Raw genomic sequence first — 15,929 nt, 5'->3', positions numbered from 1 at the left:
ACTTGAAACTCCGACCGCTCGTTCTCGGTACCGTGTTAGTCGTCGTCGGACTCGGAACGTTCGTCGCCGGGCAGGCCATCCGGACGGCCTACCGGTATCGGTCGCCTGCGATGGGTTCGCTTTCGGTCGGTATCCTCTCGCTGGCAGTCCTTCCAATGCCGATTAGTGTGATTCTCGTTGCTACTGTAAGTCTCTCTGAGGCGTTCGTCGTTGGACTCGTTCTCGGATTCGTTCTCGTCGGTGAGATCGCGATGTTTGCAACGTTGCTCTATCGGTAGCCGCCAGCTCGCGTTGGCAGGTGGGTGACCGAGAACGGATATCTCGTCCTACGAAATTAGAAAGACGCCCCCTGCTTCGAGTTAACGCCTGAAATACGAGTTCCCTGTTCCGTCGAAATCCACAGGGTCGTCCTCCTATTCTACAAGATGACCGCCTTCCCGAAGTCGCGGATTCTCCATTTCGCTGAGAAAGCCTCTATCCGGCACGACGAGCGGTCTCTCGCTCCTCAAAATTCTCCGAGCGCGGCTTACACTCGCTTACACGTTTTCTTACTGTGTCCCACCGGCAGCGAAGGACTCACGTAGGCCACGAGCGCGTACTACCCGTTGTCGGTCCCTGCGATGTACGCTTCCAGTTTCGGCTCGGCGGGTCGCTGGTCACGTCGTCTCCGGTCGATGCGGTAGACCTTCGTGCCGAGGTCGATACCGTCGCGGTGGGCGAACGCGTCGAACCCGAGGACGTTCCAGCGGTCCGAGCGGACCATCTCCTCGACCTACCTGCCTTCGCGCATGGTTCCGTCGCCGTCCACGTCGCCGGATCAGCGTACTCTAAGGACGACGTTCGCCACTACGGACTCGCCCGCGGCCTTCGGATGGGAGTTGCCTGAGTGTCGCTCACGGCGCTGGTTAGCGCAGTACTCGAGCGCCATCAGGCGATACTTCCACCGACGGAGTTGCGACTGGTGCGTGAACGACTACTAACCTGAAGTAGGTAGTGTAAAATAACGTCTGTAACGCTTAATTTCGGAGTGGGGTCGGAGGGATTTGAACCCCCGATCGACTGATATCTCCGGTGTGAGCGCCTCGGAACTCCAGAGGGTCGTCAACGCGGACCGATGATCAGTCGGCCGCTCGGTATATCAGCTGGAGTTTCGTCCCGGGCGCGTAGCCTCTGGAGTCAGTCGCCATCCCTGACTTGGCCACGACCCCGCAGGAATTCGTTGGTCCATACGCCCTAAAGGGGTTTCGATTTTCTTACTCGCGGTCAGTGTCGGACCAATCGCACTCTTGGCACTTCCAGCCGGTGACGAACGCCGTGACGCTGGGCATGTAACCCACTTCGAGTACGTCGCTGCCGCACTCGGGGCACTCTCGGTCGGCGTCTTCGATGGACTCGGCGTCCATCACGTCTTCGCCCTCTATCATCTCGGCGAGGCTCTCGGCGGTCACCATGCGACCCTGGACGACGCGATTGGCAGTCATGTCCGAACGAAGCAGGTCCTACGGGGTAAGCCTTCCCGTCGCAGGTACGTCGTCATTCGGTTCGAGAAAGTGCGTCGAAACAGCCTCAGCGAGCGAGTAATGTCGGGAGCGGCCTCAAAGCCACGGTTCTCGCTCGTCTCCGTCCTCCGAACTGGGGTAGCTGTAGCCCGCGTCGTCGGAGTCCGAACCCCCCGCACCGTCGGTGGCGACCGCCTGCGAACCGACGGGGTTCGAGGGCGACGCGTTCGCCGGGGAAGTGGTTTCTTCGTTCATCGCTTCCGTGGCCGCGGTCTCCTCTATCGTGTCGTCGGTGTCGTCTTGGGCCGAACCGGGGTCGAACGCGAGCAGACTGGTAACTACGAGTACCGCGAGCGGTGCGTTGCCGGGCGCGAGTCCGAGCAGGCTCAGCGGCAGGATGCCCAGTGCGACCGCGCTCCCGAACCGGAAGCGGTCGATGTCCACGACGCCGCGGAGCCACGGCGAGGTCAGCGCGACGGCCAGCGCGAATCCGACGCCGGTTGCGGCGGCCGCGGTGGCCTTCAGGACGAGCACGTAATCGACCGTCTCGACCTGGAATCCGGCGGGTTGGAAGCTAGCGATCATCCCGAGACCGACGATGACCGCCGGGCGGGGCAGGTACTCCCCGATGCGCGAACTCGCGGTCTTCGCTGCGATCGCCAGTATGACGAGCGCGGCGAACCGCTTGAAGGTCTTGGGGTCGAGGACGCTCTCGATAGTCGGCGCGAACGCGGCCTCGACGGCCGCGACCGCGAGGATGACGACGCCGACCGCGAGCACCGTCTTCGCCTGCTCGCGGGGCGTGCCGTCCATCTCGGCGAGGATGACCGCCACGGTGGCGCTCCCTCCGAAGACGAGCAGTCCGACCTGAAGAACGCCGGTGACGGTGTCGACGCCGCCCGCGAGGACCAACGCGGGGAAGATACCGTCTACCAGCGGAAGCCCCATGACGGTGGCGAGTAACTTCGTCGCGCCACCTACGTGTCGCTCTAGGCGCAGGGCGACCGGATGTTGTGAACTACTCATTGGACACTAGCTGGCTTGGCCGTACCCACCGGCCGAACGGTAGTGATAGTCGCGGTATCTACGATGGTCGTGGTTTCCGAGATTCCATCGTCGTCCCACGAATGTACTCTCTACCAGTGTAAGAAATTCCATCGCAAAAATCGGTTTGCAGGAGCTACCGGAGGCAGCGATCGTCTGGCCTGCAGTACGCGCAGCGATGGGACTGGTAGAGTCCATACCCGATACAAAACGGGTTTCGAGCATAAATGTTGCGTGAGAGACAACCACAATCGACTACGAATAGTAGATTTGAGCTTGAATACTAATTTGGTATCATAGTTTACTCAGTATATAATTGCAATTTTCATCTTTCGGGTTGCCGTTTCGGAGACCGTGTTGTTGCACGACTATGGATATCAAACACATCCGGGCGGTCCAAACGTGCAGTATCTCGCAACGTTTTTGACGGGGGGATACGTTCGACTTACATGGAAAAGAATTCTCGGCAAGAAGGTTCGTTCACCGACAAACTCCGCGTACCGAAGGCGTTGACCTTCGACGACGTACTTCTTCGACCTAAAGAGAGTCGCGTCGAACCCGACGAGGCCGACGTCTCGACGCGGGTCTCGACGAGCGTCGAACTCAACGTGCCGATTCTGTCGGCGGCGATGGACACCGTGACCGAGAGCGAGATGGCGATAGCGATGGCCCGACAGGGCGGTCTCGGCGTCCTCCACCGCAATCTAGAGGTCGAGGAGGCCGTCGCGGAGGTCGAACGCGTCAAGCGCGCGGACGAACTCGTCATCCGCGACGTCGTGACGGCAGACCCCGACCAGACGGTCCGCGAGGTGGACGCGATGATGGACCGGCAGGGCGTCTCCGGCGCACCCGTCACCGACGACGACGGCGACGTACTGGGCATCATCTCGGGCACCGACATCCGTCCCTATCTGGAAGTCGGCGAGAGCGACGAAGTGCGCGAGGCAATGACCGACGAGGTCGTCACCGCCGGTGAAGACGTGACCGCCCGCGAAGCGCTCGAACTCATGTACGAACACAAGATAGAGCGCGTGCCCATCGTGGACGACGACCATCGCCTGACCGGTCTCGTGACGATGCAGGGTATCCTCCAGCGCCGCGAGTACCAGAACGCCGCCCGCGACGAGGGCGGTCACCTCCGCGTCGGCGTCGCCGTCGGTCCCTTCGAGACCGACCGCGCGGTCGCCGTGGACGAAGCGGGCGCGGACGTATTGTTCATCGACTGCGCGCACGCGCACAACCTAAACGTCATCGACGGTGCGCGGGAAATCCGCGAGTCGGTCGATGCCGACGTGGTGGTCGGCAACGTCGGCACTCGCGAAGCGGCCGAGGACGTGGTGGACTTCGCCGACGGCATCAAGGTTGGCATCGGTCCGGGGTCCATCTGTACGACGCGCGTGGTCTCCGGGGCGGGCATGCCCCAGATTTCGGCCATCGCGGAGGTCGCCGACGTGGCCAGCGAGCAGGACGTGCCGGTCATCGCGGACGGCGGAATTCGGTACTCCGGCGACGCCATCAAGGCCATCGCGGCGGGCGCGGACGCGGTGATGCTCGGGTCCTACTTCGCGGGCACCGACGAAGCGCCCGGCCGGGTCATCACCGTGGACGGCAAGAAGTACAAGCAGTACCGCGGCATGGGGTCGGTCGGTGCGATGCAGTCGGGCGACGGCGACCGTTACCTCAAGGACGAACCCGAGGAGGACGAGGAGTACGTCCCCGAGGGCGTCGAGGCCGCCGAACCCTACAAGGGAAGCCTCGAAAGCGAACTCCACCAGTTGGTCGGCGGGATGCAGTCGGGCATGGGCTACGTCGGCGCGGAGACGATTCCGACGTTCAAGGAGCGCTCGGAGTTCGTCCGCGTCTCCTCGGCGGGGCAGACCGAGGGCCACCCCCACGACGTGATGATTACGGACGAAGCGCCGAACTACAGCCCTAACGAATAGCGACCGACAGAATCGGTTCGGAACCTCGAAGTCGGGCCGCCGAACCTCGACGGTCCGACCAAAGCGGGATTAGCGTCCCGCCATCTGGCACTTCGGACTACAGTACGTGTTCTCTGCCGCGCTCGCGCTTTCTTGGGCTTTGAACTCGTCACCGCAGTTCTCGCAGGTGTAGGTGTCGAAGTCCGACATCGTTCGTGATGCCTCCAACTGGAGTTATAGGGTCTCGATTTCATTGTAGTCTGCGATTCCCGTCGCAAGAATCAGACGTCGTCGTAGGAGCTACACGAACGGCCCGCGGTCCGACAGCCACTTCTCTCGTTCGACTCGGAAATGGATAACCGTGTCCGGGACCAATGCCGCGTCGAACCCCTGACAATGAAGCTCTCAATCGTCGATATCGCGCCAGTGCGGTCCGGGAGCACGGCCACGGAGGCCTATCAGCACACGGTCGAACTCGCGCAGGCGGCCGAACGACTCGGTTACTCCCGGTTCTGGGTGGCCGAACATCACGGTCTCGCCGACTCGATAGCGAGTACGACCCCCGAAGTGCTCGTCTCGCATCTCGCCGCGAAGACGTCCGAGATCCGAATCGGGTCCGGGACGGTCCTGCTCAACCACTACAGTCCGTTCAAGGTGGCCGAGACGTTCGCGTCGCTCGACGCCCTCGCCCCCGGTCGCATCGACCTCGGTCTCGGGCGAGCGACGGGGATGTCCGCGGCCGACCGCGCGCTGCGTTCGGGCGTCCCCCACCAGCGGTCCGGTGACGACCACGCCGAGAAGGTCGAAGAGACCGCGAGACACCTCTATGGAGCGTTCCCGGAGAACCATCCGTACGACGACATCGAAATCCCGCGCTCGGCGGACGCCGTTCCGGAGACGTGGGTTCTCGGGTCGAGTCCGGCGAGCGCGGAAATCGCGGGCGAACTCGGACTGCCCTACGCCTTCGCGGCCTTCATCAGGCCGACCGCGGCCCAAGAGGCGATGGAGACGTACCGCGACCACTTCGAGACGTCCGAGTTCGACGCCGGGTTGGACGAACCCCACAGCGCGCTCGCCGTCAACGCCGCGTGCGCCGAGACCGACCGCGAGGCGGCGCGCCTCCGCGCGTCGTCGGAGGCAGCGTACCGGCGGATGCGACGCGGTGCCTTCGGGCCGCCGCCGACCGTCGAGGAAGCCATCGACGAACTCGGCGGCGTCCCCGACCCGACTCCGGAGTCGCTCGCGCCTGAGGAGTGGCCGCGCGCGATTTCGGGAAGCCCCGACACGCTCGGGACGCTGCTGGAGGAGATGACGGACGCGGTGGGTGCCGACGAAGTCGTCGTCCAGAACCTCGTCGAGGACCCCGACGACAGGATTCGCTCGCACGAACTGTTGGCCGAAGGCGTCGGTCTCACCCCGCGTTGAGGTCCGTCGGCGCAGTCGAGCGGCTGACCGACGGCGAAGGCGACCACCGGTCACCGCAATCGGGGTTCCGGGTTCGAAACGTTCAGAACCGTGGAACCGGAATCCTCGCCGATGTCGTACGAAGTCCGCCGCGCCGAGACCGAGGCCGAGCGCGCAGACGCGCTCTCGGTCCGTTTCGAGGTGTTCGTCGAGGAGCAGGGCGTCCCGGAGGACGTGGAAATCGACGGGAAGGACGACGAGTCGATCCACTTCGTGTGCTACGCCGAGGGGCAACGAGGCGAGGGAACCGACGACGCCGACCGAACGCCGGTCGGAGTAGGCCGTCTCCGCGAGGTGGGTGACCGAAGGGGGAAGGTAGAGCGCATCGGGGTGCTGGAGGCCCACCGCGGCGAAGGCGTCGGCCGAACGATTGTGGACGAACTCGAAGCGACCGCCGCCGAGCGAGGCCTCTCGACGCTGGTGATGCACGCCCAGACGCCCGTCGAGCAGTTCTACCGCAACCTCGGCTACGAGACCACCAGCGACGTCTTCGAGGAGGCCGGGATTCCGCACGTCGAGATGGAGAAGTCGCTGGACTGAACGCTTTTCACCGTCTCGCCCCACGATGCGTTCGTGAAACTCCTCCTCTGCGGACCGCCCGGCGTCGGCAAGACCACCGTCGCCGAGCGACTGCGCGACGCTCTGCGCGCGGCGGGCCGGGAGCTTCGAGTACTGCACTCCGACGACTTCTCGCGGAACACGTACGAGCAGATGTACGAGCGCGTGCTGGCCGACCCCACCGCCGACTGGCTTCTCGACGGGACGTTCTACCGCCGCAAGTATCAGGAACGATTCCGGGCACTACTGGACGCTCACCTCGTCCATCTCACGGCCAGTCTGGAGACTGCGCTGGAGCGGAATCAGGCACGGGAGGACGCCATCGACGAGCGGGGCGTTCGCGTCATGCATGGACAGTTCGAGGAACCGGAGACCACGGACCTGACGCTGGACACCGAGTCGTCGTCGGTCGAGGAGACGGTGGCCGCGGTGGAGCGATACGTCTCGACGTGGACGTGACGCTATCCGTTGCCCGGAGGTAGTGGCGCTTCCGCTCCCGAGGTGGCAGTGATACGCTGTGCGGTACTCACCGAATTGCTCGCGGAGAGAATACGAGTTGGAAGGGAGTTGAACTACGCCGAGACGGTCCGGGATGCCCACTCCGTTACGCTTCCGGGCGTGCGACTCGTCTCCTTCGAATCCTTCAGCGAAGGATTGTCCGACTCACAGTGAGAGCAACAGACGACCTGCTCGCGGTGTAGTTCGCGGAAAACACGGGCCGGAAGGGATTTGAACCCCTGACCGTCTGATTAAGAGTCAGACGCTCTCCCTAACTGAGCTACCGGCCCAACGTATCACCAACTTACCGGGTGTTACATAAATACGTTTCCGTTCGGTCGAACTGTTACGGCTTTCGATTTTGCTCGAAACCCGGCGAAGGCGGGGCCTCCGAGCGACATTTATTTCTCTAATCACTCTGTCGAAAAACATCTCCGGGAACGTTAAGTGTGGTCCGAAGCTACGCCACAGTATCATGAGCGCCGGGATTACCATCTCCTCGATGTCCGACTACGCTATCTTGGGCTGCGGTAGCGTCGGACACGCGGTCGCCGAGGAACTGGTGGGGCAGGGCAAGGACGTACTCATCATCGACCGGGACGCCGACCGCGTCGAAGCCCTGCGCGACCAGGACCTCAACGCCCAGACCGCCGACATCCGCGAGGAGGACCTCTACGACACCATCGCCGACAACGAGGTCGTTCTCATCATGTCCTCCGACGTGGAGGCCAACAAGGAAGCCGTCCGGAACATCCGGGCCAACGACGGCGAGCAGTTCGTCGTCGTGCGCGCGAGCGACCCCGTCTCCGAGGACGAACTCACCGAACTGGGCGCGGACGTAGTCATCAACCCCTCGGAAGTCATCGCCGACTCCGCGCTCCGCGCCCTCGAAACCGGGGAGTTGGAGTACAAGGCCCAGCAGCTCGCGGAGGTGATAGAGGACACCGACCAGCGCCTCTCCATCGTCACCCACGACAACCCCGACCCCGATTCCATCGCCAGCGCGGTGGCGCTACAGGCCATCGCCGAGACGCTCGGCGTGGAGGCCGACATCCTCTACATCGGCGACATCGGCCATCAGGAGAACCGGGCGTTCGTCAACCTGCTCGGCATCGAACTGCTCCCCTACGCCGACGCCGACCCGGACGACTACGACACCATCGCGCTCGTGGACCACGCCAAGGCGACCGAGGCGACGTTCGACGAGCCGGTGGACATCTTCATCGATCACTTCGAACCCGACGAGGAGTACGAGGCCGAGTTCGTGGACATCCGACCGAGCGTGAGTTCGACCTCCACTATCATGACGAAGTACGTGCAGGAGTTCGACCTCAACGTCAGCGAGGAGGTCGCAACCGCGCTCCTCTACGGCATCCGGGCCGAGACGCTGGACTTCAAGCGCGACACCACGCCCGCGGACCTGACCGCCGCGGCGTACCTCTACCCCTTCGCCAACCACGACACGCTCGAACAGGTCGAGTCCCCCTCGATGTCCCCGGAGACGCTGGACGTCCTCGCGGAGGCCATCACGAACCGCGAAGTGCAGGGGAGCCACCTCGTGAGCAACGCGGGGTTCATCCGCGACCGCGACGCGCTGACACAGGCCGCGTCTCACCTCCTGAATCTAGAGGGCATCACGACCACCGCCGTCTTCGGCATCGCCGACGACACCATCTATCTCGCCGCGCGCTCGAAGGACATCCGGATGAACATCGGGAAGGTGCTGCAGGACGCCTTCGCCGAAATCGGGGAGGCCGCGGGTCACTCGACGCAGGCCAGCGTCGAGATTCCGCTCGGCATCTTCACCGGCATCGAGACCACCGACGACAACCGCGACACCCTCCTGTCGCTGACCGAGGAAGCGGTCAAGCGAAAGCTGTTCGACGCGATGGGCGTCGAGAGCGGCGAGGGAAGTAACGGCAGCTAGAACGGGTATTCCGGCGCCGGTTCTCGTCTCGATTCTCCGATACTGCTCTCGACTCACTCCGCGCGACCGACGAGGACTGGCGAGCAGCGGAACGAGTCGAAAGTGCTACCCACCGAACCGATTCTCAGACCGCGACTTCTTCGTCGCCCTCGGCGTCGGGTTGCCGGAGGCGTTCGATGGTGTCGTTGATGAGTACCACGTCGCCGACCGCGCGCACCCACCGATACGGAATCATCACGCCGTTCTCGCCGCCCACAACGTCCGAGAACAGTTCGCGGTTGAGTTCGCCGAGCGCGATACCCGTGACCGCGCACGCTTGCACGTTCAACTGTACGTCCTCGACTTCGCCGACGAAGACGCCGTTGTTGGAGTACACCTCCCGGCCGACCAGACTGGTAATCTCCTGCGGTGTTCCGTCCATGTGGACAAGGATTGTATGGGTGGGTCTTAACTTTTGGCAGAGGACGCCGAAATCATCGAGTACCGTCAGCGAGCCGAGGTATCCCGTCGGACCTCACTCACCGAGCGAGTCCAACACGTCTCCGAATCGGTCGAGACCCTCCCGAACAGTCTCGGGGTCGCGACACGCACAGATTCGGAAGCGCTCGGGGTCGTCGAAGAACCGGCCGGGGACGACGAGGACGCCGTTCTCCCACGCCGCTCGCGCGACTTCGTCGCCGTCAGATAACGCGTCGTCGTCCGCCCCGGCGTCGGCCGACTCGTGTCGCAGGAACGCGTAGGGACAGCCGGGTTCGACCCGACCCGAGAGGTCCTCGCGGTCGGCCACGAACTCCGCCAGTGCGGTACAGTTCTCGCGGATGCGTGCGCGCGACTCGTCGGCGAGTCGGTCGGCGTCGGCCAGCGCGCGCCGGGCCAGCCGCCGACTCGGTTCTGCGACCTGAGCGAAGTGGTGGTCTATCGACCGGGCGCGAGCGACGAACTCGGCGTCGCCGACCAGCCAGCCGACGCGCAGGTCGCCAAAGCCGAGGAACTTGGTCAGCGAACTCGTGACGAGCGCGTACGGGAGTCCGGCCGCCGTGGGACCCCCGAACGGACCGTCACCCGCTTCGACGTCGAACGGCGCGTACACCTCGTCCACGAGTAGCCTCGCACCCTCGTCACTGACGCGGCGGGCGACCGTGGCGAGTTCGTCTCGACTGGCCAGACGACCGCTCGGATTGTGGCGATTCGTCACCGTGACGAGCGCGGTGTCTTCGACCGTCGCGGCGTCCACTCTCTCCGGGTCGAGCGGATACCCTTCTTCGTCGGGGCGTCGGAATCGGTCCACGGTCGCCCCCAATCCCTCGGGCGTGGCGAGCAGCGGTTCGTAGCCGGGCTTCTCGACCAGCACGCGCTGTTTCTCGGTGGCCGTCCGAACGTCGCCGTCGGTATCGGCTTCGGCCGTCGCCTCGCGCTCGTCTATCGAGAGCGCAGTCGCCGCCGCGAGCGCGTTGGCGTGAGTCGCGCCAGCGGTCACGAGGACGTTCTCGGTATCGACGCCGTAAATCGACGCTAGCAGGGCCTTCAGAGTCGAATCGGGAGTCGGCGTCCCGTCGAGCGCTGGCGGGACGACGCTCCCGTCGGCGGCGGGACCGCGGCGGAGGTCCGACGACCCGAGGTCGTACTCGGCCTCGGCGGGTCGCCCGTCGATCCAGTCGAGATACGCGATGTCAGGGAACACGTCCGCCTGTAAGGCAACCGAGAAAATAACCTTCGGGATACGACTTTCACCCTGACAGTGCGTGCAGATTCCTTATCCGTGAGCGAGTCCAGTATCACGGTACGAACTCCGAAAACGATGTCTGAAGACCCAAGCGAGGCCACGCCCGAGACGCAGACAGCGACGACCGACCACGCGACGACCGGAGGCACGCGGTCGGAGAGCGCACCCACTGCGAACCTTCTCACCGGAGACGAACCCTCGGAGAAACTCGACGCCGCCTTCGACTTGCTCGCCGACCCCCTCCGGAGGGAGGCGCTCTCACACCTCCGAGCGGTCGAGAACGAGGACCGAGACGGCGAGAGTGACCTCGAACTCTCCTCGCTCGCCGACGCCATCGCCGCCGAACGGACGCCGGACGACGGCGACACCGACGCGCGGTCGCTGGCCTTCCACCTCCACCACTCGCACCTGCCGAAACTGGAGTCCCACGGCGTCGTGACGTACGACTCGGAACGCCGGACCGTTCGGTACCGCGGTCACGCGTGGCTCGACGAATGGCTCGACCACGTGGAGCGAGTGGCGTCCGAGTAACGACTCTCGGCTGGAGAGGCGTAGAGTCTCGCGATCGTTTTCGGCGCCAGCGTCGCTCGTTTTCGTCCGCGTTCGTCAGGATTCCGCGACCGAACTCGTCCGGCAGTAGTCGCAGAAGTTCTCGACAAGTCGCTCGCCCGCGTCAGTCAGGATGCTCTCGGGGTGGAACTGGACGCCGACGTGGGGCCGCTCGCGGTGGCGAACGCCCATGACGACGCCTCGCCGGTCGCCCGGCGCGTCGAAGTCGTCCGCGGCTTCGTCTCGCTCGCCGCGGTCGTTCCCGCCGTGGCCGTCTCGGTCGCCGACAGTTCGCGCAGTGACTTCGAGGCTGTCGGGCACGTCCTCGCGCTCGACCGCCAGCGAGTGGTACCGCCCGACCTCGAAGGTCTCCGGCAGGCCCTCGTAGAGTCCCTCGCCGTCGTGGGTCACGACCGAGGGCTTGCCGTGGACCACCTCCGGGGCGTGCCCGACCGTCGCGCCCTCGGCCGCGCAGAGGGCCTGATGGCCGAGACAGACTCCGAGAATTGGGTAGTCCGTGCGCTCGAACAGCGGGACCGAGATTCCGGCCTCCGCCGGAGCGCCGGGACCGGGCGAGACGACGATGCCGTCGGGGTCGAGTTCGCGCACCTCCGCGACGGTGACGGCGTCGTTGCGCCGGACCGTGACCGCCGGGTCGAACTCGCCGACGTACTGGACGAGGTTGTAGACGAACGAGTCGTAGTTGTCGATGACGAGGATGGACATTGATCGAGAGTTCGGACCTTCGACTCCGTGGTCGTTGGTCGGTCGTGAGACGGCTAATCCCCTTCGGTATCGAACGTGGAGACCAAAGAGCGAGCTACTTCCTGAGCCAATCAGACCGCACCGGCCCGCACTCCGACCGCGGACCTCACACCTCCCCAACCGCTTGCGCTTCTCGGCCACAGGCATGCGATGCTCAGCCCTCGCGCAATTGGCGGGGCATAGAGCCGCGCAAGCGCGCCGACAGCATTCGGTCGTGAACGCTCAGTCCTCGACGCGGAGTTCCGTCTCGTCGAGCGCGTCGTCCATGGCGCGGACGAGCGCCCGGCCCTTGTCCAGCGTCTCCTCGTACTCGGCGTCGGGGTCCGAGTCGTGGACGATGCCCGCGCCGACCCGGAGGTAGTAGCGGTCGCCCGCGCGGACCAGCGTCCGGATGGTCATGTTCAGGGTCGCGCGGTCGTCGAACCCGACCACGCCGATGGCTCCGGTGTAGGGTCCCCGGCGCGTCGATTCGAGTTCGTCGATTATCTCCATCGTCCGGGGTTTGGGCGCGCCCGTGATGGTCCCGCCGGGGAACACCGCTGCGATGGCCTCCGCCACCGAGGCGTCGGCGCGGCGTCGCCCGACAACCTTCGAGACGGTGTGCATCACCTCCGAGTAGCGGTCGATGCGGCGGTACTCCGGGACCTCGACCGACCCGAACTCGCAGACCTTCCCGAGGTCGTTGCGTTCGAGGTCCACCAGCATCGCGTGCTCGGCGTGTTCCTTCTCGTTGTCGAGCAGTTCACGTTCGAGTGCGCGGTCTTCCGCCGGAGTCTCGCCCCGCGGACGCGTCCCGGCGATGGGTTCGGTCACGAGGCGGTCGCCCGCGCAGTCTATCAGGAGTTCGGGACTGGCGCTCACGAGGTCCACGCCGGGGAACTCGACGAGCGCCGAGTACGGTGCCGGGTTGACCCGCCGGAGGGCGGCGTACGCCGAGACCGGGTGGATTTCGGCGGGCGCGACGAGTCGCTGGGAGATGTTGGCCTGAAACGTCTCGCCGTCTCGGACGTACTGCTTGACCTGCCGGACTCGCTCGGCGTACTCCTCGCGGCCGACCTCGTTCCGGAACGTCGCGGTCTCGCCCTCCGCGGGCGCTGGCCCGGGCGTCGGGTCTCCCTCGGTCGATCGACGGACGAGTTCCCGGGCGCGGTCGACCGCGCGGTCGTAGACTTCGCTCGTGTCGTCGCCCACCTCATCTGGGTCGTCACTACCGTCCACGCGGGGACAGCAGGTGATTCGGAGTTCGGTCGGCCCGTCGTCGCGGGGTTCGCGCCACGCCGCCACGCGGTCGTAGACGCCCAACTGGAGCCGGGGAAGACCCCGGTCGTCGTCGGTCGTGTCGGGGAGGTCCTCCAACTCGCGTGCGAGGTCGTAGGAGAACCACCCGAACGCGCCGCAGGGGTAGGGCACCTCGCAGTCGCCCCGAACGAGTCGTTCGTCGGCGAGCAGGCCGTCGAGCGCGTCGAACCCCGCGGGCGTCTCGGCGGTAGCGTCGGTCGTCACCCACCGCTCGGGGTCCGTGGCGAAGTATCCCCACCCGTCCTGTCCGCCCGTGGTTTCGAGATAGATACCGCCTTCGTCGTCGCGCGCCCGGCGGTAGGCGTCGAACGGGTCGCCGACCTCCGCGCGGAGTTCGACTGGGATTCGGGCCGGGGCGTCCACTGCGGCCGCGAGACGCTCGAACTCCTCCCGGGAAGTGATAACTCGCGTCGCGTTCACACCCGAGTGTACGGAATCGTGAGTTATCTGTGAATCGGTCCAAACTCCAGCGTCGTCGTACTCAGCACAGTCCCTGTTTCCGCTAGGTCCGTTGAAATCAGCGGCTACGTCTCTATCCCGTGGTGTCCGTTCCCAAACAGACAACTCATAGTAGACTTTTCGTCGGCAGTTCGCGCAGTATGCGTCAATGACGACCGCGAGGACCGACTACGCGACGACGGTCTGTGCGCTGACGGAGACGTACCTCGAACGAGTCACTGACACGACATCGGCCCTTGCCGACGCGGTCACCGCTTACGAGACCGACGCGGAAGCGTTCGAAGCCGCCGTCGAGCGAGTCGCGACGCGGGAATCGGCCTGCGACGACGCGCTCCGGGAACTTCGGACCGTCGTCCGGGACGCGATGCCGCCGAACTACACGGAGATGTACCTCCGAATCGACGACGTGGCCCGACTGTACGCCGCTATCGACGCGGTGCCGAACCGCGCCGAGCGCTTCGTCCGGGAACTCGACGCGATGGGTCCGACGCTGGCCGACGACCTCGGGGCGACGCTCCGCGAGATGGCGGTGTTGACCGTCGAGGCGTCGGCGATACTGGCGGACGTCGTGACGGCCTACGTCGAGAGTCTCGTCGCCGAGCGCGAGGCGGTCCGAGCGACGGAGTCCGTGGAGAAACTGGCCGAACTGGAGAGCCAGTGCGACGAACTGAAACACGACGCCCTCTCGATGGCCTTCGACTCGCTCCCCACCGCCGAGGCGCTGGTGGTCCGGGAGTTAGTCTCGACGCTGGACACCGCGATGGACGCCGTGGAGGACGCTGGCGACCAACTGCTGTTTCTGAGTAGCGGAAGCGTTTGAGCGGTCAAAGAGTCTACCTCACTCGGTTGCGGGGTCTCCACTAACTCTAAGGATGTACACGGCTAGTCCAACCTCCTCGGCAGATTCTCGTCGTGAGTCGGAGTCGGGACTGTGGAAATGGGGTTGCCGGATTAGGAGTGACTGACGCAAAAACGAAAGGTGTCGGCGGTTAGAAGCTAACTTCGGACTCGCCGATGACTGCCGTCTTGTCGCTACCGGAGGCAGTCCAGATGATTTTAACGGAATCTCCGTCCTCGATGTGTCCGTTGTCGTCGGGGTCGTAGAGTTCGACAGTCGATCCGGCAGTAATTTTGGAAGTCCCCCAGTCGTCAGTGTTCGTAGTAACCGCTATGGGCTCATTGTCTGCGTTCCAGACTGTCGTTCCATCAATATCGACTTTCAACTGACTCGCTTCTACGCCATCTCCACCATCGTGGGTGATATTGGCGAAGTTTTCATTACTGTCACTGTCATCACCAACTTCTACATCTTCGGCGTAATCGAAGCTAAACGTCGCGCTCGGCTGTGCCTGACTCACTCGGTCGCCAAGACCGAGGACGAACGTCCCGATGACAGCCGCGAGAATCACCGTAATCGCCACCATCAGGATGACGCCGATGACCGGCGACACAGCACCGTCGTCCTTGAATAACGCTTTCAGTTTCATTGGTTAGAGTGACACCTCAGATTCACCGATGACCGCAGTTTTGTCACTACCGGAAGCCGTCCAGATCACCTTCACTGAATTTCCATCTTTTATTGTTCCGGCACCAGTATCTGCAACCGAAAGCTTAGACCCGGCCGTAATTTTGTCACTGTCCCATTTATTTCCTCCAAGGTAACTGTAACTCGACTGCAGTCCTCCTTCACCTTCCCAAACTTTAGACCCACTGACAGTGAGTTTCAATTGACTTGTTTCGACACCATCACCACCGTCGTGGGTTACTGATAGCGCATTATTCGGTGTTGCGGTCTTGTTATAATCAAAAGTGAACGTCGCGCTTGGCTGTGCCTGACTCACTCGGTCACCGAGACCGAGGACGAATGTACCAATCACGGCCGCTAGAATCACCGTAATCGCCACCATCAGGATGACGCCGATGACCGGCGACACTGCGCCGTCGTCTTCGAAGAGTTCTTTGAGGTTCATGTATTCGTATTTCTCCGTTTTCCGGCACGTTATCATCCCTGAGAAGCGGCCGGATACTTTATCAGAGCCGACGAACAAGGAACATTCGTCGGCGGGGGAGCGCCAAAGCCGCCCCAGTCCGGCAATTCTCTACCGATGATACGTGCTTAATTGCCTCGTTCACAGTCGCCCTATATAAATACTTCCTTACTTGAAAACAGGATTATAGAATTTGATACGCCAACGGAAGTTACAACTAGAGTTCATTATAAC

At 63.8% G+C, this 15,929-nt stretch carries 18 protein-coding genes and 2 tRNA genes; 8 read left to right on the top strand and 12 right to left on the bottom strand.

All coding sequences use genetic code 11. The features are described 5' to 3' along the window. Positions 1 to 32 precede the first annotated feature (32 nt). A complete protein-coding gene (locus tag NGM06_RS14050; RefSeq protein ID WP_254267564.1) occupies positions 33 to 278 on the top strand; it encodes a hypothetical protein in 246 nt (81 codons plus the stop codon). A gap of 320 nt (positions 279 to 598) precedes the next feature. Here NGM06_RS14050 and NGM06_RS14045 read toward each other — a convergent pair whose 3' ends face one another. The 5 genes from NGM06_RS14045 to NGM06_RS24525 all read right to left on the bottom strand — a co-directional run bounded on the left by NGM06_RS14045 (position 599) and on the right by NGM06_RS24525 (position 2,741). Continuing rightward, the gene (locus NGM06_RS14045) at positions 599 to 763 is read right to left on the bottom strand and encodes a hypothetical protein (protein ID WP_254267563.1); all 165 of its coding nucleotides are present in this window, start codon (positions 761 to 763) and stop codon (positions 599 to 601) included. 265 nt (positions 764 to 1,028) lie between these two features. Further along, positions 1,029 to 1,208: transfer RNA gene (locus tag NGM06_RS14040), tRNA-Trp, on the bottom strand. Between the two features lie 45 nt (positions 1,209 to 1,253). Further along, the gene (locus NGM06_RS14035) at positions 1,254 to 1,481 is read right to left on the bottom strand and encodes a DUF5795 family protein (RefSeq protein WP_254267562.1); all 228 of its coding nucleotides are present in this window, start codon (positions 1,479 to 1,481) and stop codon (positions 1,254 to 1,256) included. A 114-nt stretch (positions 1,482 to 1,595) separates the two neighbouring features. After that, the gene (locus NGM06_RS14030) at positions 1,596 to 2,525 is read right to left on the bottom strand and encodes a DUF5794 domain-containing protein (RefSeq protein WP_254267561.1); all 930 of its coding nucleotides are present in this window, start codon (positions 2,523 to 2,525) and stop codon (positions 1,596 to 1,598) included. A gap of 6 nt (positions 2,526 to 2,531) precedes the next feature. After that, positions 2,532 to 2,741, bottom strand: coding sequence for a DUF8099 family protein (locus NGM06_RS24525; RefSeq protein ID WP_465260994.1), 210 nt, complete (start codon positions 2,739 to 2,741; stop codon positions 2,532 to 2,534). 251 nt (positions 2,742 to 2,992) lie between these two features. On the opposite strand from NGM06_RS24525, the gene guaB reads away from it, so the two are divergent. The 4 genes from guaB to NGM06_RS14010 all read left to right on the top strand — a co-directional run bounded on the left by guaB (position 2,993) and on the right by NGM06_RS14010 (position 6,946). Continuing rightward, on the top strand, positions 2,993 to 4,486 hold the full coding sequence (gene guaB / locus NGM06_RS14025) for an IMP dehydrogenase (RefSeq protein WP_254267560.1): 1,494 nt from the start codon (positions 2,993 to 2,995) through the stop codon (positions 4,484 to 4,486). A gap of 375 nt (positions 4,487 to 4,861) precedes the next feature. Further along, complete coding sequence (locus NGM06_RS14020; RefSeq protein ID WP_254267559.1) at positions 4,862 to 5,890, top strand: LLM class flavin-dependent oxidoreductase; 1,029 nt, start codon at positions 4,862 to 4,864, stop codon at positions 5,888 to 5,890. A gap of 111 nt (positions 5,891 to 6,001) precedes the next feature. Next, positions 6,002 to 6,469, top strand: a complete 468-nt coding sequence (locus tag NGM06_RS14015; RefSeq protein WP_254267558.1) for a GNAT family N-acetyltransferase — start codon at positions 6,002 to 6,004, stop codon at positions 6,467 to 6,469. 33 nt (positions 6,470 to 6,502) lie between these two features. After that, on the top strand, positions 6,503 to 6,946 hold the full coding sequence (locus NGM06_RS14010) for an AAA family ATPase (protein WP_254267557.1): 444 nt from the start codon (positions 6,503 to 6,505) through the stop codon (positions 6,944 to 6,946). A gap of 255 nt (positions 6,947 to 7,201) precedes the next feature. Here NGM06_RS14010 and NGM06_RS14005 read toward each other — a convergent pair. Further along, positions 7,202 to 7,275 (bottom strand) — tRNA-Lys (locus NGM06_RS14005). A 185-nt stretch (positions 7,276 to 7,460) separates the two neighbouring features. On the opposite strand from NGM06_RS14005, the gene NGM06_RS14000 reads away from it, so the two are divergent. Then, the gene (locus NGM06_RS14000; RefSeq protein ID WP_254267556.1) at positions 7,461 to 8,912 is read left to right on the top strand and encodes a DHH family phosphoesterase; all 1,452 of its coding nucleotides are present in this window, start codon (positions 7,461 to 7,463) and stop codon (positions 8,910 to 8,912) included. A 124-nt stretch (positions 8,913 to 9,036) separates the two neighbouring features. On the opposite strand, the gene NGM06_RS13995 is transcribed toward NGM06_RS14000, so the two are convergent. Both NGM06_RS13995 and NGM06_RS13990 read right to left on the bottom strand, forming a co-directional pair. Further along, positions 9,037 to 9,333: a PRC-barrel domain-containing protein gene (locus tag NGM06_RS13995; RefSeq protein WP_254267555.1), complete on the bottom strand. Its 297-nt coding sequence runs from the start codon at positions 9,331 to 9,333 to the stop codon at positions 9,037 to 9,039. 93 nt (positions 9,334 to 9,426) lie between these two features. Further along, positions 9,427 to 10,593, bottom strand: a complete 1,167-nt coding sequence (locus NGM06_RS13990; protein WP_254267554.1) for a pyridoxal phosphate-dependent aminotransferase — start codon at positions 10,591 to 10,593, stop codon at positions 9,427 to 9,429. A 117-nt stretch (positions 10,594 to 10,710) separates the two neighbouring features. Between NGM06_RS13990 and NGM06_RS13985 the strand changes: the two genes are divergently transcribed. Continuing rightward, a complete protein-coding gene (locus NGM06_RS13985) occupies positions 10,711 to 11,166 on the top strand; it encodes a DUF7344 domain-containing protein (RefSeq protein ID WP_254267553.1) in 456 nt (151 codons plus the stop codon). 75 nt (positions 11,167 to 11,241) lie between these two features. Here NGM06_RS13985 and NGM06_RS13980 read toward each other — a convergent pair whose 3' ends face one another. Next, positions 11,242 to 11,910, bottom strand: coding sequence for an anthranilate synthase component II (locus NGM06_RS13980; protein ID WP_254267552.1), 669 nt, complete (start codon positions 11,908 to 11,910; stop codon positions 11,242 to 11,244). A 261-nt stretch (positions 11,911 to 12,171) separates the two neighbouring features. Continuing rightward, positions 12,172 to 13,668: an aminodeoxychorismate synthase, component I gene (gene pabB / locus NGM06_RS13975; RefSeq protein ID WP_368410444.1), complete on the bottom strand. Its 1,497-nt coding sequence runs from the start codon at positions 13,666 to 13,668 to the stop codon at positions 12,172 to 12,174. A gap of 187 nt (positions 13,669 to 13,855) precedes the next feature. Between pabB and NGM06_RS13970 the strand changes: the two genes are divergently transcribed. Further along, positions 13,856 to 14,527, top strand: a complete 672-nt coding sequence (locus tag NGM06_RS13970; RefSeq protein ID WP_254267551.1) for a DUF47 domain-containing protein — start codon at positions 13,856 to 13,858, stop codon at positions 14,525 to 14,527. A 169-nt stretch (positions 14,528 to 14,696) separates the two neighbouring features. Here the strand turns inward: NGM06_RS13970 and NGM06_RS13965 are convergent, their stop codons facing one another. Both NGM06_RS13965 and NGM06_RS13960 read right to left on the bottom strand, forming a co-directional pair. After that, positions 14,697 to 15,194, bottom strand: coding sequence for a type IV pilin domain-containing protein (locus NGM06_RS13965; RefSeq protein WP_254267550.1), 498 nt, complete (start codon positions 15,192 to 15,194; stop codon positions 14,697 to 14,699). A gap of 3 nt (positions 15,195 to 15,197) precedes the next feature. After that, the gene (locus NGM06_RS13960; RefSeq protein WP_254267549.1) at positions 15,198 to 15,677 is read right to left on the bottom strand and encodes a type IV pilin domain-containing protein; all 480 of its coding nucleotides are present in this window, start codon (positions 15,675 to 15,677) and stop codon (positions 15,198 to 15,200) included. Positions 15,678 to 15,929 lie beyond the last annotated feature (252 nt).

Origin of the sequence: Halorussus aquaticus, from assembly GCF_024218795.1 — an archaeon.
Classification (GTDB): domain Archaea; phylum Halobacteriota; class Halobacteria; order Halobacteriales; family Haladaptataceae; genus Halorussus; species Halorussus aquaticus.
Note: the sequence above shows the minus strand (reverse complement) of the source record. Positions and strands in the feature narration are given on the sequence as shown.